12 protein-coding genes and 1 pseudogene are annotated in these 19,587 nt (G+C 46.5%); 11 read left to right on the top strand and 2 right to left on the bottom strand.

Annotated features, from left to right (window positions below; genetic code table 11):
* Positions 1–296 precede the first annotated feature (296 nt).
* Positions 297–1,259, bottom strand: a complete 963-nt coding sequence (locus PN462_RS08480) for a Sll0314/Alr1548 family TPR repeat-containing protein (RefSeq protein WP_272127650.1) — start codon at positions 1,257–1,259, stop codon at positions 297–299.
* A gap of 720 nt (positions 1,260–1,979) precedes the next feature.
* Between PN462_RS08480 and PN462_RS08475 the strand changes: the two genes are divergently transcribed.
* From PN462_RS08475 to PN462_RS08425, 11 genes and pseudogenes are all read left to right on the top strand, one after another.
* Entirely contained in the window at positions 1,980–3,440 is a 1,461-nt protein-coding gene (locus PN462_RS08475) for a GGDEF domain-containing response regulator (protein ID WP_272127648.1), read from the top strand.
* Positions 3,441–3,799: 359 nt separating this feature from the next.
* Positions 3,800–5,188, top strand: a complete 1,389-nt coding sequence (locus PN462_RS08470; RefSeq protein WP_443029109.1) for a cation:proton antiporter — start codon at positions 3,800–3,802, stop codon at positions 5,186–5,188.
* Between the two features lie 153 nt (positions 5,189–5,341).
* Positions 5,342–7,210 (top strand): N-acetylmuramoyl-L-alanine amidase, encoded by a 1,869-nt coding sequence (locus PN462_RS08465; RefSeq protein WP_272127646.1) that lies wholly within the window; start codon positions 5,342–5,344, stop codon positions 7,208–7,210.
* Between the two features lie 111 nt (positions 7,211–7,321).
* Positions 7,322–8,152, top strand: a complete 831-nt coding sequence (gene murI / locus PN462_RS08460; RefSeq protein ID WP_272127645.1) for a glutamate racemase — start codon at positions 7,322–7,324, stop codon at positions 8,150–8,152.
* A 1,344-nt stretch (positions 8,153–9,496) separates the two neighbouring features.
* Positions 9,497–12,529 (top strand): exonuclease subunit SbcC, encoded by a 3,033-nt coding sequence (gene sbcC / locus PN462_RS08455; RefSeq protein ID WP_272127644.1) that lies wholly within the window; start codon positions 9,497–9,499, stop codon positions 12,527–12,529.
* 90 nt (positions 12,530–12,619) lie between these two features.
* The gene (locus PN462_RS08450; protein ID WP_272127643.1) at positions 12,620–14,107 is read left to right on the top strand and encodes an ATP-binding protein; all 1,488 of its coding nucleotides are present in this window, start codon (positions 12,620–12,622) and stop codon (positions 14,105–14,107) included.
* A 46-nt stretch (positions 14,108–14,153) separates the two neighbouring features.
* Positions 14,154–15,491 carry a serine/threonine protein kinase gene (locus tag PN462_RS08445; protein ID WP_272127642.1) on the top strand — a complete coding sequence of 446 codons (1,338 nt, stop codon included), beginning with the start codon at positions 14,154–14,156 and terminating at the stop codon, positions 15,489–15,491.
* 123 nt (positions 15,492–15,614) lie between these two features.
* Positions 15,615–15,722, top strand: a pseudogene (locus PN462_RS08440) (Uma2 family endonuclease); the annotation flags it as partial.
* Between the two features lie 373 nt (positions 15,723–16,095).
* Complete coding sequence (locus PN462_RS08435; protein ID WP_272127640.1) at positions 16,096–17,013, top strand: hypothetical protein; 918 nt, start codon at positions 16,096–16,098, stop codon at positions 17,011–17,013.
* A 100-nt stretch (positions 17,014–17,113) separates the two neighbouring features.
* The gene (locus PN462_RS08430; protein ID WP_272127639.1) at positions 17,114–18,166 is read left to right on the top strand and encodes a hypothetical protein; all 1,053 of its coding nucleotides are present in this window, start codon (positions 17,114–17,116) and stop codon (positions 18,164–18,166) included.
* A gap of 195 nt (positions 18,167–18,361) precedes the next feature.
* Complete coding sequence (locus PN462_RS08425; protein ID WP_272127638.1) at positions 18,362–18,997, top strand: vWA domain-containing protein; 636 nt, start codon at positions 18,362–18,364, stop codon at positions 18,995–18,997.
* 70 nt (positions 18,998–19,067) lie between these two features.
* Here the strand turns inward: PN462_RS08425 and PN462_RS08420 are convergent, their stop codons facing one another.
* A complete protein-coding gene (locus tag PN462_RS08420) occupies positions 19,068–19,586 on the bottom strand; it encodes a hypothetical protein (RefSeq protein ID WP_272127637.1) in 519 nt (172 codons plus the stop codon).
* Position 19,587: the final 1 nt, after the last annotated feature.

The raw sequence follows: 19,587 nt of genomic DNA, 5'->3' as shown, positions 1-19,587 counted from the left end.
CAGTTAAACTGTAAGGTTTGCCTCGACAAACTTCAAAGGGCTTTTTACGTCTGTAACACCACCTCCAAAAGCGTTGGTGTTTTGTTTAATTACAGACCACAGAGCCAAGTGCTGGCGTTTACACTTGGGTGTGATGACCCGGGCGAAGGTAGCCTACCTTTTTACAGGATTTATGGCTGAGTCTGCACGCTCGTCCCTTTCTAAGTCAACAAAAATTAAACAATGTCAATCAATGTCTAGCTTTCAACGAGCGGTTAGCGAATACAGTTGAGTGGACTATCAACTATAAATTGTGCTTACAAGGCTTGGCAGACTTGACTGGCTTCGGAGTCTTCGTTGTTGGGGCCTTGGGGATAGGCGCGACTGCAAGCGATGTTTATTTCTCGGTCTAATTGAGGGATGGCGGGGAGTTGATCAAGGTGGGCTTTGACTTGGCCGAATAAGGCGATCGCATTTTCTAAGGTGTCTTGATCATCATTGTTCGTATGACCCAATTCATGGAGAATTTGGGCTTTAAGGTAAATAACTTCCGGGTTATCTGGGGTTTCTTCTAGGGCCCTGTTGACGTATTCTAGGGCGTTTTCAAAGGTGTCTTTTCTCTGGTTGGTGTCCTTTTCACTTTGTCCTATGTCTCGATAGGCCAAGGCAATACCTCGGTGGACAAGATAACTGGGGGCTGCGTTGCGTTCTAAATTGGCGATCGCATCACTGGGATCAGACATAGGCAAGTGAACCGCTATAATTAAGTCCATATACCCTTTAATTAAATTTAATTCCGGGTCATTGGGATTCACTTCTGCCGCTTTATCCATATACCGCAACACTTGCCCCAGTTTGGCCACGGCCCCGACAGGCCCTTGTTGTTCAAATTTATAAATCCCTTCCAAGAAATGCCCAATGGCGGTATATAAATTCCCTCTCAGAGGATCATCCGCCATGATCTGTTCTGCGGTGTCTAGGGTATTTTGGGCTTGGGTTTGCAGGCCACTCCAGTCTTGTTGATTGTACGCTAGGGCGGCCATCAAGGCATTGGTGAGGGGATCATTGGTTTCAGTGGTTGCAGCCTGTTGGATTAATTCTACGGCTTCGGGATAATTTCCTTCCATAAAAAAGGCTTCAAAGGCCGCTTCGGTTTGATCCCCAATAGGCCGGGGGTTTTGGCTACGGAAGGGATCACCCGCGAAGGCCATGCCACTCCAAAAACTTACGGAGAGGGCAACGAGAGAGGAGAAAACAAGAGAAAATCGACGTTTGGCCATGATTATTTTCTGTCCAAAAGTAGTGGTGTGTAGCTTCTCAGACGTGATGCACTGACGGGAGTTCCTAGACTCGGTTGTATAATTATAGCGAGGCCGTTCGCTGTTTAGGAGTCAGAGCCGTTTTTGGCGGTTTTTCGCTGCAAAAGAACGGCAGCCCCAACTTGAGAAAAATACTATAGTTCTCGGTTTCTCGGTCACTCTTCAGCCATTACACGGTCAGGGCTGGCAATTTTCTATTGGTGATTAAACCGGACTCTCTGAAGGCTTACGTTGGAAGACTTATGTTGTTCGTTTTTCAGTCTTTTGAGGTATAAAGGTTATCCTTTCGGAAGCCAATAATGATAATAATTTCTCTGAATTAGACTCATTAGAGTTTAGTGATAATGAATTCGAGAGTTCTACAAAAATACCCAATTTTCGCTTTTCTCTAGTCACAATTTCCTGAATTTAATCTAAATTGCTGAATTTGACCAACGGTGAGTCGCAAATTTTTACTTTCAAGTATCCTAGAGAAAGGAGACTTTGATTAGTCCGCCGTGCCCCCTGCACAATCAGTAAATTTACAGGGGATTTTGAGAGAGAACAAGACCCTCCATTGTCTATTGGAAGTATAATCTGTTCTCATTTCCCAGTCTCAAAAATAGAGAATCTTCCTGTTCCTAGAAACAAAAACGCGCTGGCTCGCTAGTTGAATCTGTATGTTTTCCGTTTTTTTTGCTCATGAATACCATTAAAGTCTTGTTGGTCGAAGATAGTTCGACAGATGCCGATTTATTACAAGAAAATCTAGCAAAGGTGACGGAAACCTACTTTGAGGTGATTCATGCTCCCCTTTGGGAGGATGCGATCGCGCATTTGCAAACTCAGAATTTTGATATTATTCTGCTAGACCTGATGCTCCCGGATAAACGGGGGCTAGAGACCGTGAAAGAAACCTATGCCATCGCTCCCGATACTCCCATTATGGTGTTAACAGGACTCGACGACAACACCATAGCCCTAGAAGCAGTGCGAGAAGGGGCCCAAGATTATTTGGTAAAAGGGCAATGGAATGGAAAACAACTGGTTCGGGAAATTCATCATGCCATAGATCGGGCGAGTATTTTAGCCGAATTGCGTCAACAGCGAGAACGAGAACATTTGCTCGCCGCGATCGCGCAACGCATGAACCAATCCCTCCGCCTCAAAACCATCTTTGATAGTACCGTTAAAGAACTGCGGGACTTTCTGCAAGTGAAACGAGTCGCCCTCTACCAACTCAACCACCTCCAACAGGGCCAATTTGTCGCTGAGTCCGTCACCCATCCCCAACACTCCGTCCTCGGTCAAACCTTAAACTCCTCCCATTTTCATAATCATTACGCCCAACAATTCCCCCAAGGCTACCTCGTAGCCCTCACGGATATACAAAAAGCGGGACTGTCCATGCCTGAACTCTATAACTTACAAAAATTGGACATCAAAGCCCTTTTACTTGTTCCCATTGTCCTCGAACAACGAGTATGGGGCTTTCTCTGCGCCCATGAATGTCAGCAACCGCGCCAATGGAGCAGCGAAACCATCGAACTGTTACAAACTTTAAGCGTACAACTGGCGATCGCCATCCAACAATCCCAACTCTATCACCGCCTCGCCCAAGCCAACCAAGAACTCCAACGCCTCGTCTCCATTGACGGCCTCACCCAAATTGCCAACCGTCGTCATTTTGACGTATATCTTCACCAAGAATGGCAACGTCTCCTCCGAGAACAACAACCCCTCTCCCTCATCCTCTGTGACCTCGACCACTTTAAACCCTACAACGACCATTATGGACACCTCCAAGGGGATGAATGCCTGCGGCAAATTGCCCAAGCCCTCTCCCAAGAAAGCAAACGGCCCGCCGATTTGGTCGCCCGGTATGGGGGAGAAGAATTTGCCCTCATTCTCCCCAATACTCCCCTCAATGGGGCAATGCACATCGCCGAAACCCTACGTCAGCGCGTCGAACAATTAAACATTCCCCATTGTTCCTCCCCCATTTCTCCCGTTGTCACCATTAGCTTAGGCATTGCCACCCTCATTCCAAAGTCCAACCCCTCCCCAGAAACCTTGATTCAAGATGCAGATCAAGCCCTCTATGCCGCCAAAAACCAACGGAACTGTTACAGCGTCCATCGAGAGTCAGTTCAAGCGAGTTAGTGAGGGGATAAGGGAGTGGATAGTTAATAGTTGAACCACTTCCCTGTTTCGGAGTTCCCGATTCCCTATTCCCTTGTTCCCAAGCACAAAGAACAAAAATTAATTATCCATTATCCATTATTCATTCCCAATATATTTTGGTTTCCCCATCTCCCCCATCTCCGTGTCCTTTGTGTCTTTGTGGTTCAATTCCCCAACTCTCAACTATCCACTATCAACTCCCCCATCTCCCCTATCTTCCCCATCTCCCCCATCTCCCCCATCTCCCCTATCTTCCCCATCATTGTTCAAAAGTCCCGGTTTAGGGAAAGCCAGTGAACACGGTAGAGTAAAGTGAATGTTTGAACCAAACCGAATCAATGTTTGATGTAATGACTTGGGCGAAAATTTGTCCCTTTCCTTTATCTTCTCCTCTCTTAGCCACCGCCGAAGAATCGGCAGCCAGTTCAGAGACTAGCACGTTCATCTTAGCGGCAGTTCTCCTGAGTCTGGTGGTGATCTACGTGGCCAGTAAAGTCGGGGGTGAACTCTGCGCCCGGATTAATTTACCTCCCGTCTTAGGGGAATTAGTGGGAGGTGTTGTTGTGGGGGTTTCTGCCTTACAACTTTTAGTCTTTCCTGATAGTGGCGCACAAGCCCAAGATTCCCTAGTGATCCAGTTTTTGCAATTAACCTCGAATCTCACCCCAGAAACCGCAGAACCCGTTTTCGAGACTCAAAGCGAGGTGATCTCGGTTCTCTCCGAAATTGGGGTGATTATTCTCCTGTTTGAAATTGGCCTCGAATCGGACTTACAAGAATTAATTCGAGTGGGTCCCCAAGCGGTTATTGTGGCCGTGGTGGGGGTGGTTGCTCCCTTTGTGGCGGGAACGGCTGGATTAGTGTATATTTTCGGTTTACCTGCTGTTCCGGCGATTTTTGCCGGGGCTGCCCTGACGGCCACCAGTATCGGCATTACTGCTAAAGTCCTTGCGGAATTGGGCCAACTCAGTTCTAAGGAAGGCCAAATTATTATCGGGGCCGCAGTGCTGGATGATGTTTTAGGGATTGTGGTTTTGGCCGTGGTTGCCAGTCTGGTGAAAACGGGAGAAATCCAAATCACCAATATTGTCTATCTGATTATCAGTGCCGGGGCGTTTTTGGTCGGTGCAATTTTACTGGGCCGGCTTCTTAAACCCTTTTATGTGGGGTTAGTGAATGAAATGCAAACTCGTGGCCAGTTAATTCTGACGGCCTTAGTGTTTGCCTTTGTGTTGGCCTATATTGCCACAGCGATTCAATTAGAAGGCATTTTAGGGGCTTTTGCGGCAGGCTTAATTTTGGCCGAGACGGAAAAACGGAAAGAGTTGGAAGAATTAGTTGTTCCGGTCTCGGATGTGTTTGTGCCGATTTTCTTTGTGGAAGTAGGCGCAAGAACCGATTTAGGGGTTCTCAACCCGGCTGATCCCAGTAACCGAGAAGGTTTAATTATTGCCACATTTCTGATTTTGGTGGCTATTGTGGGAAAAATTATTACGGGATTTGCCATTTGGGGCAAAGGCGAACTGCGGAAACTGGCCATTGGCGTGGGGATGATTCCACGGGGGGAAGTCGGGTTAGTCTTTGCGGGAGTGGGGGCCGAAAGTGGCGCACTTTCCTCCGCAACCGAAGCGGCTATTATTATGATGGTAATTACGACTACATTTTTAGCTCCTCCCTTATTGCGGGTGGTTCTACGAGAACCGACTCCGGCCTCGGAGGAATCGTAAACCCACCAACCGTTAAATTTGATCGATTTTGATCGATTTTGTGGCTTGTAGTTGGTACATTGAAAAATTGACGACTTCTAGCAGTGCGGTAAGCGGATTGTCAACCGAGGGAGATCGCCGTTCGTCATCGTTCATAGGTAAGGAAAGAGAACCTTGAAAAAACTCTGGCTACTTCTCAGTCTTCTGGGTATTTTGTTAACTTGTTCACCCGCCGAGGCCGCTCGTTTGGTCTTTTGGCGGTTTGAGCGCGGACAGAATCGTTTGGTGTTTACCACCGATACCCAAGTCCGTCCCCAGGCCCAGTTAATTAGTGATCCGACTCGGTTGGTGATTGATCTACCGGGAGTGCGTTTGGGGCGACCGTCGGCCAGTCAACGGGTGGGCGGCGCGATCGCTAATATCCGGGTCGGCCAGTTTAATTCTACGACCACTCGTTTGGTGGTGGAGTTAGCTCCAGGCTATACCATGGACCCCCAAGCTGTGAGCTTTCAAGGGTCTTCACCGCGAGAATGGTCGGTGCAGTTGCCAACCCCTCGACTCATTACCGAAAGTAGTGGGGGGGAGGGGTTGCCTAAGTTCCCTCGCTCGAATGGCGCGTCGGAGGGGTCAGAGAATCCGACTCTGGCCGCGTCTTCTCCCTTCCGTGTCACCCGTAATGGCTTTTTTGTCCGTCTCGGAGATAATGCCAATGGGCGAGTCAGAGTCCAACGCAGTCGGGAGGGCCAAGTGGAAATTAATCTCGATGGGATTAATCTCCCTGATGACCTGAAATCTAAACGGTTTTCGGTGGGGACTTATGGGGTGGAGACGGTGACGTTCACCCAAGAGAGTGCCTCTCGCGCTCTCATTACTATGGCGGTGAGTGAGAATACGACCGATTGGCAGGCTTCGTTAAGCCGTTATGGGGGATTGGCCATTGTCCCTGGGGAAGGATCGATCATTCGCGGCAGTAATGGCAATATTACCCTTACCCCACCGACGACGGTGGCGGATAATGGGTCAGATCAAGGCCAAGCTGAAGATTTGGCGGTGATTCAGTCGGTGGAGGTGGGATTAGGCAATCAGATTTTAATTCGCTCCAATCGACCCATTGAACCCTCGCTCTCGTCCAATCGGAGTAGCGGGGTTTATCAATTAAAAATTCCTAATGCTCAACTGGCTGATGATCTCCAAGGGGGCAATTTGCCGTCACGGGCGGCCAATTTGCTCTCTCAGATGCGGATTCGCCAATATAATCAAGAGGGCAGTGTGGAAATTCTCTTCCGCACGGTCAATGGGGTTGAAGTGGGGGAATTAAATCAGTTGAGTTCGACGGTGGTGGCGTTGACGTTACAGCGTCAGTCGGACACCAGTTCTCGGAATCCCTCACAGGTTAATATTCCCGTTCCCCTTCCCCCCCGCCGCACGCCGTCTGAGCGCACGCCTCTGCCGCCCCGCAATCCCCAACCGACGGGGGATTTGCCGGATGTGTCGAATAGTCGGGTGTTGGTGGTGATTGACCCTGGCCATGGGGGGAAAGACCCCGGTGCCATCGGGATTGGGGGGTTACAGGAGAAAAATGTGGTGTTGCCCATTTCGCTCCAGGTGTCCCGTCTTTTGGAACAGCAAGGGGTGCGGGTGATGATGACCCGCGATCGCGATTATTTTGTTAGTTTGGCCGGACGGACTCAAATGGCCAATGGAGCGCGGGCTAATGTTTTTGTCAGTATTCACGCGAATGCGATTAGTATGAGTCGGCCTGATGTGAATGGGGTGGAAACCTATTATTATTCTTCCCAAGGGCGAGTTTTAGCCCAGACGATTCACAATAGCATTATGCGCAGTATTCGCATTGGCAACCGAGGGGTGAAACATGGCCGCTTCTATGTGTTACGAAATTCTGCGATGCCTGCTTCTCTGGTGGAGGTGGGGTTTGTGACAGGCCGAGCCGATGCCCCCCGTTTGGCCGACCCCAATTTCCGCAGTCAAATGGCGGAAGCGATCGCAAGAGGTATTTTAGAGTATGTACAACGGCGGTATTAATTTCAACCGTCAACTATCCACTATCCACTATCCACTATCCACTAAATTCGCCTGAATCAAGACAAAATAGGGTGTAGTATTGCTAAAATCCAAATTTTTGCTGGTTTCCTTATGAAACAGGTTCAACAAAACCAAATTGGTGTTTTTGATAGTGGTGTTGGGGGGCTGACGGTACTTCGTCAACTCAAGCAACAGTTACCCGAGGAGTCTTTTCTGTATTTTGCCGATACGGCACGCTTGCCTTATGGAACACGCACTAAGGAGGAAATTCTCCAGTTTGTGCGGGAGATTCTCACTTGGATGCAGGCCGAAGGGGTGAAGATGGTTATTATGGCCTGTAATACCAGTTCTGCCTTAGCGTTAGAAGAAGTGCGCCAAGAGTTCCCGTTTCCCGTTTTAGGGCTGATTTTACCGGGGGCCCGGGCGGCCATTCATCAAGGCCGCTCTATTGGGGTGATTGCTACGCCGGCTACGGTGGCCAGTAATGCCTATCAGCGTGCTATTTTAGAGGCCGATGCGGGGGTGGAGGTGTTCCAAGTGGGGTGTCCGGAGTTTGTCCCCCTGATTGAACAAAATCGCCTCACGGATGTTTATACTTATCAAATTGCGGAGCAGTATTTACAGCCTTTACTGGATCGCTCTATTGATACGCTGATCTATGGGTGTACCCATTATCCCCATTTAAATCCGGTGATTAAGCGGATTTTACCTCCTGCGGTGAAGACGGTTAATCCGGCTTATGCGGTTGCGATCGCAGCCGAAAAAGAACTGCAATTACTCAGTCTCCAGAATACAAACTCCCCCCTCCCCACTCGCTTCTGTGTTAGTGGGGAACCTCAGCAGTTTGCGCTGTTATCTCAACAGTTTTTAGGGGAACATCCTCATGTGGAAAAAGTTTCCCTTCAATCGACTCACTTGCCAGCGTGCCGATTTATAGGGTAAATTATCTGGTCTCAAGGATTGATGGTTTGTAGGATAATTTACTCTGAGTCTGAACAGATTGAATGTCCTAACAGTCGCTAGAACTGACTTGCTGAGTTTTTGGGGAACTAATCTTGGCAAGTCGTTTAGCGAGTCTTTGGGCGAGTATTAATAAAACATACACAACCAGTAAATAACCTGTTGCTACTAATAAAATCATCATGGATTCACCTCCGGAATAAGGGATTGGTCTGCAAGCTAGGGAACCAGGTGAGTTAAGGGGATTTTTTCGGCATTGAGACTTTCAGCATTGAGACTGTCAATAGTTAGACCCAACTATTGAGGTTTCGGAAAGCGTCCATTTTTTGGCCTTTTCATCAACATGAGGCCGGAAACGGTCAGCGATTAACAGTCAAGTCATTCACAGTCTTGAATGCTAATGACTGATGAGGTTTCCGTAACCCGTTCTGACCCTTAAAACGTACTACGAGAGAAGTCACACCCTATCTACTCATCATTGGAGACTTACTGTTCTCACGAAGTTTCTCCGCAGATTAGATTCTGTTCTATGTTTTTTACGATTAGAAGACTTGTGAAAAGCAATGTGCTTTAGATGTCACTGATCTTTCAGGTTAAGAGACTTAAACTCTGTGAGTCAAACGACAATCACTCAGCTAAGAGACTTAGGCTAAGAGATTGAAGCTCATCTACCTAACTCAAGATATTTAAGTTAAAAGACTTAAATTAAGATACTTAGGTTAAGATACTTAGGTTAGAATACTTAAATTAAGAAATTTAAAGTAAGCGATTTAAACCTAGACTCTTAAACTAAGATATCCCTTCAACTCAGATATCTTGCTGTTCCAGAGCTTGCATCTCTTTTCTTGACTTACTGGGAAACAGTATACACTTGAGTGGCTGTTCCTTAAAGGTTACGTAAAGTTCTGTAAGAAACTTTCTTTAAGGTTAAGCCCTTGTGAGTAGAGTTGCTTCTCAGCATTAGCCAATCGACTTGAACCAAGCGGCCTGAACCCATCTGGGAGTGAACCCAATACTGGTATTTGCCACTGGTATTTGTTCGGGGTATAAACCCACCCATAAGGTGTGAACCACTAAACTCTTGAAACCCTTACTATTAGAATAACACAAGAATTTGACAAAAGAAATATTTATGTAAAAAAAATCACAAAAAAAAATTTCCCGTGAGGCCGGAGTCTGTTTGTCCCGAAAAATGCCAGAATTGGAGATTAGGGAGGAGCGAGAAGGGAAGCTAATCTAACACATCGGTAGTTTAAATGTATTTCAAGGTAGTATCATCGCAAAAGGGAGAAAATAGTACAACCCAGGTCATAGGTTAAACGGTTCATGATTCCGCTACAGTTACGCTTACACAATTTTCTCAGTTATCGAGATGTGGTGCTTGACTTTCAAGGACTGCATACTGCTTGCATTTGCGGCCCCAATGGTGCGGGAAAATCTTCCCTTCTCGAAGGGATGACTTGGGCGATTTGGGGGCAGAGTCGGGTGGCCAGTGATGATGATATTATTACCAGTGGGGAGAAGTCAGTCCGGGTAGATTTTACGCTCCAGAGTCAAGGGCAAATCTATCGCATTATTCGCTCCCGTCAACAAGGCCGCAGTCCGTCGTTAGAGTTTCAGGTACAGACGGAACAGGGGTTATTTCGGACGATTTCGGAGAAGGGGGTGAAAGCGACGCAAAAACGGATTATACAGACATTAAAGCTGGATTATGATACATTTTTAAATTCGGCATACTTGCGACAAGGCCGGGCTGATGAATTTATGTTACGAAAGGCTACGGAACGCAAGAAGATTTTAGCGGACTTACTCAAGCTGGACCAGTACGAAACCCTTTCTGGACAAGCGAAGGATAAGGCCAAGGAGTTCAAAGGCAAGTTAGAGCAGTTAGAACAGAGTTTAACTCCTCTGCAAGCACAACTGGACAGTCAACCCAGTCTAGAGGAAGAACAAGGGAAGTTGGTGCAAGAAAAGACTCAGTTACAGGAGAGACAAGCGGCGAAAACGCAGCAATTACAGGCGTTACAGACAGCACAACATGACCGGACTTCTTGGGAGGAGAAATTGCGATGGCAGCAAAATCAGTCTCGTAATTTAACTCAAGATTGCGATCGCATCAACCAGGCCATTACCCGTTGTCACCAAGACAAGCAGCATTTAGAACACCTCCTCCGTCAAGCAGAAGACATCCAAACCCGTTATCAAGAGCTACAACAACTCCAACAGCGCGAAAAATCCTTTGCGGATAAACTGCACACCTACCAAACCTTACAGGAACAACTGGCCACGGCACAACAGAATTTAACCCAAGAACGGTATAAAATCACCCAAGACCAAAACCGTCTGCAAACGGAATTGAGGCAACTGCAACGACAGGAGGAGGAGAACCAAACCTTCTTAGCCAAAGCCCCAGAAATTGAGGCCAATTTTGCTAAACTGCAACAGTATCGCCAACGAGTGCAGGACTTAGACCGTTTACAGGTGCAGGTCGCCCCCTTACAAAAACAGCGTACCACCTTGTTGGCCGAGATTGGCCAGACCCAAGCGCAACTCAAGGCTCGACTCGACCAACTGCACAGTCATAAAACCACCCTCTCTAGCATCCTAGACCAAGTTCCCCAATGGCGGAAAGAAGTGTTAGAGATTGATCAACAAGTGCAAGCATTGGATAAGAAAAAAGTTTATCAAAAGCGGGTACAAGATAAAGGCCAGGATAAACGCACGGAAAAAGAACGTCTTGAAGAACAGCAACGCACCTTTGACCGGACGTTACGGGAGATACAGCAAAAACTTGATTTGCTCCAACAACCGGGGGCCGTTTGTCCATTGTGCGATCGCGCCCTGGATGACCATTATCGCACCCACGTGATCAGCAAAACCCACCGAGAACAAGAAGACCTCCACCAGGAAAAATGGATCATTCAAGAACAGATCGCCGGGTGTGAAGGGGAATTAAAGAAACTGCGTCAAGAATACCAACAGATCAGCGACGAGTTAAAACGCTATGAGTCCCTGTTACAAGAACGCGGCCAACTCGAAGCACAACTAGAACGCAGTGGAGACGACTACGAACGCTTACAGGAAATTCAAACTGAAATTAGTGAGCTTGAAGAATCTATCCGTACTGGGAATTATGCCCTAGAATTGCACCAGCAGTTACAAACCCTCGACCAACAAATTGCAGACTTGAATTATGATGAGCAAAAGCACGCTCTGATGCGAGAAGAAGAACGGCGGTTAGGGAAAGCGGAAAAGCAACAAGCTCTCCTCGAAGAAACCCAACGTCGTCAAAAACAACTACAAGCGCGGAAACCCCCCCTGGAAACCCAGTTAAAAGCCACAGAAACCGCTTTAAGTCGTCTGAATGAGGACTCTCCCCAACAACAGGAAATCGCCGCGTTAGAGCAGCAAATCCGCGATTTGGGCTATGATCGCAGTCAACATCAATCCCTGCGCGACCAACTGCAACGGCCTCAAGTGCAGCAGTGGCAAGAACAATATTATCAACTGCAACAGGCCCAACAACAACTCCCCCAAGTGGAGGCCAAACTGAGGGAATGGCAAACCCTTCACCAGCAGCGCGAACAGGATAAACAGCAGGTGGAGCAAGAGTTACGGGAATTGGAGCAAAAAATGCAGGATATTCCGGACTATCAGGCCGAAATTCAACGGTTAGACCGAGAGATACAACAGCAACGACAACAGTTAGACCGTTTAATTGGGGAGGAAGGCCGCTTACAGCAACGTTTAAGCCATTTAGCGGAGACGAAAACCCGTTATGAGCAAACCCAAGAGCAAGTCCAGTCTCTCCGTCGTCAGCATCGCATTTATCAGGAATTGGCTCAAGCCTTTGGGAAGAATGGCATACAGGCGTTGATGATTGAGAATATTTTACCCCAGTTGGAGGCGGAGACGAATCAGATTTTGGCTCGGTTAACGGGAAACCAGTTGCACGTCCAGTTTGTGACTCAGAAAGCTAAAAAGAGTGCCTCGAAGAAGAAGAATGATAAGATGATTGATACTTTGGAGATTTTGATTGCGGATGCTCAGGGGACTAGAGCTTATGAGACTTATTCTGGGGGGGAGTCGTTTCGGATTAATTTTGCCATTCGTCTGGCGTTAGCGAAACTGTTGGCCCAACGTTCTGGTGCGTCGTTGCAGATGTTAATTGTGGATGAGGGGTTTGGGACTCAGGATGCTGAGGGGTGCGATCGCTTGATTGCAGCAATCAACGCCATTGCCTCAGATTTTGCCTGTATCTTAACTGTAACCCATATGCCCCAATTTAAAGAAGCCTTCCAACACCGCATTGAAGTCCGCAAAACTGAGGAGGGATCAAAATTGACGTTGTTAGTGTAACGGGATGTCTGTTGGGTGAACCTTTAACAAAAACCCTAAAAATGTATCTCAAGTTACATCAACCTCCTTCTGAATTTCCTAACCTAAACAATGAGAAAAATTGTAATTGGGAAAGGGTGGTCTAACTTGGTTTCTCATCTTGATCTGATTCGTGAAGGGTTAACCGACCCAACCTGTACCTTGACTCAGTATTTAGACCAACAACATATAGCGGCCATTCGAGCTACCAATGCTGCGGTAATTAATATTAGTGGCCGTCAGCGAATGTTAACGCAACGAACCGCCTTTTTTGCACTGCGTTTGGTGACTGCATCTAACCCAACCCAACAAACCAAAATTCGTCAAGAGTTAGAAGCAACATTACGCCTTTTAGAGCAGTCTCATCAGGCTCTAATTTTTGGAGATGACCGTTTAAATGTATCGGGAGTATTATCCCCCGAAATAAAAAAAATTTATTTCGCTCCTCCCCTCAACTTAGACCAAGAATTGAGAGCTTTTATTGCAGCAGGTTATCATTTAGTCAAGATGTCTGCGAATGAGTTTAGTTTAGAAAATTATCAACTCAATTATATCATAAAAGCTGCCGAAAGTAGTTTATTATTTGCTTTAGATCAAGCGGTTGCCGAGTATCAACGGGAAAGCGAAGAAAGAGACCAAGAAATAGAGCAAGAACAGACTAAATTTTATCAACAAAGTTGCCATGCTACAGCTTTAGCAGAAGCCAAAGCTAAAGAACTCCAAAAAACAGTACAAACCTTACAGAATACGCAATTACAGCTTATACAAGCAGAAAAATTATCTAGCTTAGGACAACTCATTGCCGGGATTGCCCATGAAATTAATAATCCCCTACAATTTCTCAGTGGTAATTTACATTATGCCTTACAATATAGCCAAGATTTACTAGAATTTTTAACCCTGCAAGCGCAACATTTACCCCAACCTCTCCCAAACCCCATTAGCGAACAAGCAGAAGACATTGAACTAGAGTTTATCCAAGAAGACTTACCCAAATTGCTCACTTCCATGCGAACTGGAGTCGAGCGAATTCAAGAGATTATTGCTAACTTGCGGAATTTCTCCCGTTTAGAACAAAAAGACCAACAATGGATTAATTTACAAGAGAACATTGAGGGGACATTGTTGCTCTTGAAATACCGTTTAAAGCATCAATGCAACGATAACCCGGTTGCAGTGATTAAAGACTATCAAGAACTGCCTTTAGTGCGCTGTTATGGGGGGTTATTGAGTCAAGTTTTTATGAATTTAATTGGCAATGCCTTAGATGCGTTAGAAGATGCTGAACATACGAACCCAAAAATTTACTTAAAAACCGAACAAGTGAACTCAGAACGAGTGGCAATTTCCATCTGTGATAATGGCCCAGGTATTAGCGAAGAAACCCAAGGGGAACTCTTTTCTCCTTTCTTTACCACTAAACCTGTTGGGAAAGGAACAGGACTCGGTTTGTCTATTAGTCAGCAAATTATTGAACGACATCAAGGGAGACTCATCTGTAATTCTACTTTAGGTGAAGGGACAGAGTTTCGGATTGAAATTCCCGTGAATGCTGTTTGAGGGATTTGCGCTTATGATAGAGGGAGAATTAGGCCATGAGTCAACCATGACAGCGCAGCATGACATTGGGGATAAAATTTGCGATCGCTTCCTAATTAAAGGCATTTTAGGCCAAGGCGGAGTCGGTGTCACCTATGCGGCCTTAGACGAACAAACCCAAGAAAACGTCGCCCTCAAAGCCCTATCCCTGCGACGTTTAGACGACTGGAAAGCCCTCGAACTCTTTGAACGAGAAGCCAAAACCCTCAAACAATTAGATCATCCCCAGATTCCCCAGTATATCGACTATGTGCAGGTGGATACAGAGAGCGACCGGGGGTTTTATCTCGCGCAACAACTCGTTGAAGGAACATCTCTTGCAGACTTAGTAGCAGAGGGGTGGCGAAGCAGTGAAGATGATATTAAAGACATTGCCCAACAAGTCTTAAACATTCTCACCTACCTCCACACCCTCCACCCTCCCGTTATCCACCGCGACATCAAACCCCAAAACCTCATCCGCAAAGCAGACGACACAATATTATTAGTGGACTTTGGTGCAGTCCAAGACACCTATCGACAAACGCAAATTGGCGGTAGTACCATCGTAGGGACTTATGGCTATATGCCCCCTGAACAATACCACGGACGCGCCTATCCTGCTACTGACTTATATGGGTTAGGGGCCACCCTCCTCTACATTCTCTCTGGAAGTTCCCCCGCAGACTTCCCTCAACCCCGCTTAAAAATTGACTTCCGTTCTCGCGTCAACCTCTCCCCTCACTTGACTGACTGGTTAGAACGAATGCTAGAACCCGCCCTAGAAGACCGTTTTAGCAATGCCAAAGAAGCCTTAACCGCCCTCACCACCCCCCTTGTTAAACAAGACAAAAACGCCCTCAGCAAACCCGCAGGCAGTCGCATCGACTTAAAGCGTCATCGAGACTCCCTAGACATCACCATTCCCCCAGTTGGACTGAGTGGCAATAGTGTCGGATTTTTGGGATTTGCGCTATTTTGGAATGGATTTCTTGTTGTTTGGACATTGGGAGCAGCAGCAGGAGGAGGATGGTTCGCGCTCTTTTCTATCCCCTTTTGGTGCGTCGGCATTTTTTTAATGCGTACCGCACTCTATAGTAGTCTGATGCGGACTATCTTAACCATCAACCGCCAAGAGTTTACTCTGACTAAATACCTGTTAGGTTTCAATGTTCAGCAAAAACAGGGCAAAACCGCAGAGTTAGTCAACGTCGAGAAACAAGAAAGCTACAAGGTGAATAATCGCCCCATTATGGAGTTACGCTTACATCATGGGGTTCATAGCTATGCCTTCGCTAATGGCATCACAACGGTAGAGCAAAACTGGCTCAAACAGGAAATTAATCAATTTCTAGAGTCCCTTTGACTTCTGCATACACTGAACTTATTGGGAACGAGAATCGTGCTTTTCAGGTAAAATAGCCATTTAATGGGATGACCCTTTTTGTCAAGCAATACCAGTCTTCAGCAATGTTCCTCTTAACCGAATATGACCTACGCTCTGTCTCAATTTGTCCGCTTTGAAGAATTTATTGCCCAATATGGTGATAATACGCGCTACGAACTCATCGACGGAGAACTCAGAGATATAAACCCCTGCCTTAACCTGCCTTTTTCTATCTAGGCGAAACCCGCCCCATACGCCAAGATGAAACTGTGAGTTAACACCAGACTCTCAACTCAAGCTCCATCAGTTACCCAGAGGCGAAACGCATCTTTGTCCGGTGCGTTCCCTCTTTTACCTCATAATACTGATTCAATCATTACACAGTTTGGGGATAAGCGCGATGGTCGCCATTCTAGCCATCGCCCTGCTCTGTGGGGTTAAGAAACTCCTGTTTTTGACCTAGTGGCATCATTACCAAGCAAAACAGGACTTCGACCCAACCATCTTGGACTTATCAACCCCACCCCAAACCAACCGATAGAGAGAGCGAAATTAACTGGTTTTTAGACTAACAGGAGGAACAATGCCCAAAATTGCACGCCCCACCCGTCCCCTCGCCGATGTAAACCTACTCTCCCAAGCAGACGGGACCCACGAAGTCGTCGTTTGTTTCATGCCTGACCCCGAATTAATCTTTGGAGAAGGCGACACACGGGCATTTTTAGCCCTCGATGCCTCCCTCTCCCTCAAAAAAATGTACGGCTTTGGCGGGCCCTTCGGGGGCGACCCCAACTATGTCCAAGGTGTTGCCCGTAAACTAGGCAATATCCTCGCCGGAATTACCCTTTCTGGGCAAGCCTCCGCCATTTACTGGGCAGTCAGTCCCGATGGCGGTAAAATCGAGGAAATTGGCGAATTTAGCGAAGAAGACTGGCTCACCGCCTCGGTGGCCGGCCCCGTCGTGCAAAAATGGGGCCGAGGAACACAGTTACTCCCCGCTATCCAATACGGTTTTGAACAAGTCGCCAAAGGTGCAACCGGGACAATCGGAGTGATTATCACCGATGGTATTATTCAAGATGAACAAGACTGTATTAACTATTGCCAGAACATCGGTCAAACCCTCGCCGGACAAGACCCCGAACCCTTTAAACTGGTTTTAATTGGTATTGGGGAAGAAGTGGACGAAGGGCAACTCGAACGCCTCGATGATATGTTTGAAGGGACAGGCATCGACTACGACCTCTGGTCGAGTGGCATGGTAGCATCTATGCAAAACGAAGCGGATATATTGGCAGTAGTCTTCGGGGAATTAACCTCTGATATCGTCGCCCCTACAGGCCGTGTGGAGTCCCAGTCGGGGCAAGTTTTAGCCGAATGGTCTGACGGCCTCCCCGGAAAATTTCGCTTTATCCTCCCCCAAGGAGAAACGGCCTTTATCGTTCATACCCCTTCTCAGGATATCGTACAGGATATTTCAGAAGTCTTTGTTACAGCGTGAGCGAAATTTGAACGGGGGTTGCGTGGTTTGTCGTCGGAATAGCAAGTCCTGCCCAACTGCAACCCCCAGCAACTAAGAAAAGTGCGAGGAAAGAAAAGTGATGTCTAAAAATTATTTTACACTCCCTAGCGAGAAGACGGCCAAAGAATTTGGAAAAGTCAACATTTGCCGTCACGGTCAACAGTCTGAGGTACAGTTTACCATCCTCATGGAGTTGCAAGGCCAGGCCGCAGAAGGCTGGAAAACCGGAGTTGCCCTAGATGCCAGTGCCTCCATGAAAGATTGGTATGGGAGAATGCTAGAAGGGGAAGTGCCACCCCAGATGCTCTCCCATTACGAACAACAGGGTTGGGTTAAGGTAAAGTCGGAAGATGGACGAACCGTGCAGTCCTTTCAGCGTGCGGCCTATGAGGATGCCATACAACGGGGATATTTACGTTCTACCGAGAATATTGTGCAACCGTTGGCACGGGAATTTATTAGTTATTTAGCCGGAAATTTAGACGCACAAGGCGGTTCTACGGTCATTTATTGGGCGGGAGGAAATGGCGAACAGGTGGAAGTGTTGGGTGATTTTAGCGAGCAACAATGCCGAGAATTCGTCATTCAAGGAGCAAGCGAAATGACTTTTGGAGTGGGGACAAAATTAGTCCCTGCCTTGCGTTATTTCCTGCAACGGTTTCCTGATGCCAAGCGGGGAATGTATGTTTTTATTACCGATGGAAAGTTGGATGACTTGGCGGAAGTAAAGGAAGAAACTCGCCAATTGGCAAGCGCGATCGCATCGGGACAGCGTAATCTAGTAAAATGTATCCTCATTGGGGTGGGTGATGCTATTCATGAGCAACAAATGCTAGAGCTTGATAACTTGGAAACGGGAACAAATCTCGATATTTGGGATCATAAAATCGCCAAAACTATGCGAGATATGGTAGAAATTTTTGCAGAAGTCGTAGATGAGAATCAAATTGTTGCTCCCACGGGGACTATTTATGACGATCGCGGTAATATTATCAAGCGATATACCGATGGTTTACCTGCAAAAATAAATTTTACAATCCCTACTAATTCTCAATGGTTTGAATTAGAAGTTTTGGGACAAAATATTCGGCAAATTTTAACACCACAAAATGCAATGACTCATCAAAATTAGGCGTTGAGCTTTTCCTTATCCCAGCTAATCATTCCGTGAATCTTAAACACCCACTTTTTTGACTCTGCTTTCTCTGTGTTTCTACGGTTCATCTCCCCTTCTTTTCTGCTAAAACCTGCTCTTTTATACCTTTTAATGTTTTCAAAAGTTGCCGAAAATAATAATAACTAATCATGTAATATAGGAGGATCATAAATGTCTCGACGCTTACCTGTTTACTTACTCTTAGACTGTTCCGGTTCAATGTCCGGAGAACCCATCGAAGCTGTCCGTCAAGGGATAAAAGCCTTACTCTCAGAACTGCGGACTGATCCCATGGCTTTAGAAACGGCTCATTTATCGGTAATTACCTTTGAAAGTACCGCCCACCAAGCCATTCCTTTAACCGATTTAATGAGCTTTAAAGAACCCACAATTCGTGCGGGGGGATCAACCTCAATGGGGGCAGCATTGCAACTGTTAGAACAATGCCTCAAAAAAGAAGTGCGTAAGTCTTCTCCTACCCAAAAAGGGGATTGGAAACCGTTGGTTTTTCTGATGACTGATGGAATGCCGACGGACCGTTGGCAACAGGCCGCAGACCGTCTTCAAAAACAACGGACAGGTAATATTATTGCTTGTGCTGCGGGGAGTTCTGCGGATGAACAGTTGTTGAAACGCATTACTGAAATTGTGGTGAAATTGGATAACTTACAACCGGATACTTTAAAGGCATTTTTCCAATGGGTTTCGAGTTCCATTCAAGCGACTTCTAATAGTGTGGTGCAGGTGATGGAAGATGCCCCAGTCGATTTGCCTCCACCCCCTCCGCAAATTGCGATCGTTCCTTAGTTATTTAAGTACGATTCTCCTCCGGAAACGCTGCGCGAACGCATTTTTTGAAAAGTGCGATCGCGCTTCTCTAAGAATTCTCATCCCACCAAGGTTTTAAACTATGCTGATTATGAGGAACATATGATCCTTTCACTCGAACTGCATTAAGGATATCCCGCAATACTTGAGACTCAATTTGCTCAGACTCCGACCAAAATTTAATAATTGCTAATGTAGAGAGAATTTGTAACTTAGAGGTTTCTTGAGCAAAAAAATTAATCGCCTTTTTCTCATCCGTGGCCATCGACCATTCCCGGTGAAATGCGATCGCACCTGTGGCCGCTTCCCCGTCATCAAGAGTTGCGGCATAATTGACAAAGGTTTCTGCTTCTGCTTCTGATTCAAAATTGACAATAATTAATAAACTTTGCTCAATCGCCTGTTCAAATTGCTCGATATTCTCAATACGTTTTAACTCTTGTTCTACCTCCTGAACAATAGCCACCTGCACCGGAAGACTCTGTAAAATTGCTAAGAATTGCCCAGACGCACACAGGTTTAACGTACAACAGGCATCTAAAAGTAGATGAGAACTGTTAATTTGCATA

This window comes from Spirulina sp. CS-785/01 (genome assembly GCF_028330525.1).
Lineage (GTDB): Bacteria > Cyanobacteriota > Cyanobacteriia > Cyanobacteriales > Spirulinaceae > JAQMSD01.
The sequence above is the reverse complement of the archived record's forward strand: the minus strand, read 5'-3'. Positions and strand labels throughout refer to the sequence as shown.

What these genes read in the sequence shown, in the direction of transcription:
- PN462_RS08480 (WP_272127650.1), bottom strand. Translation starts at nt 1,259, where the DNA reads ATGGCCAAACGTCGATTTTCTCTTGTTTTCTCCTCTCTCGTTGCCCTC.
- PN462_RS08475 (WP_272127648.1), top strand. Translation starts at nt 1,980, where the DNA reads ATGAATACCATTAAAGTCTTGTTGGTCGAAGATAGTTCGACAGATGCC.
- PN462_RS08470 (WP_443029109.1), top strand. Translation starts at nt 3,800, where the DNA reads ATGTTTGATGTAATGACTTGGGCGAAAATTTGTCCCTTTCCTTTATCT.
- murI (WP_272127645.1), top strand. Translation starts at nt 7,322, where the DNA reads ATGAAACAGGTTCAACAAAACCAAATTGGTGTTTTTGATAGTGGTGTT.
- sbcC (WP_272127644.1), top strand. Translation starts at nt 9,497, where the DNA reads ATGATTCCGCTACAGTTACGCTTACACAATTTTCTCAGTTATCGAGAT.
- PN462_RS08450 (WP_272127643.1), top strand. Translation starts at nt 12,620, where the DNA reads ATGAGAAAAATTGTAATTGGGAAAGGGTGGTCTAACTTGGTTTCTCAT.
- PN462_RS08445 (WP_272127642.1), top strand. Translation starts at nt 14,154, where the DNA reads ATGACAGCGCAGCATGACATTGGGGATAAAATTTGCGATCGCTTCCTA.
- PN462_RS08435 (WP_272127640.1), top strand. Translation starts at nt 16,096, where the DNA reads ATGCCCAAAATTGCACGCCCCACCCGTCCCCTCGCCGATGTAAACCTA.
- PN462_RS08430 (WP_272127639.1), top strand. Translation starts at nt 17,114, where the DNA reads ATGTCTAAAAATTATTTTACACTCCCTAGCGAGAAGACGGCCAAAGAA.
- PN462_RS08425 (WP_272127638.1), top strand. Translation starts at nt 18,362, where the DNA reads ATGTCTCGACGCTTACCTGTTTACTTACTCTTAGACTGTTCCGGTTCA.
- PN462_RS08420 (WP_272127637.1), bottom strand. Translation starts at nt 19,586, where the DNA reads ATGCAAATTAACAGTTCTCATCTACTTTTAGATGCCTGTTGTACGTTA.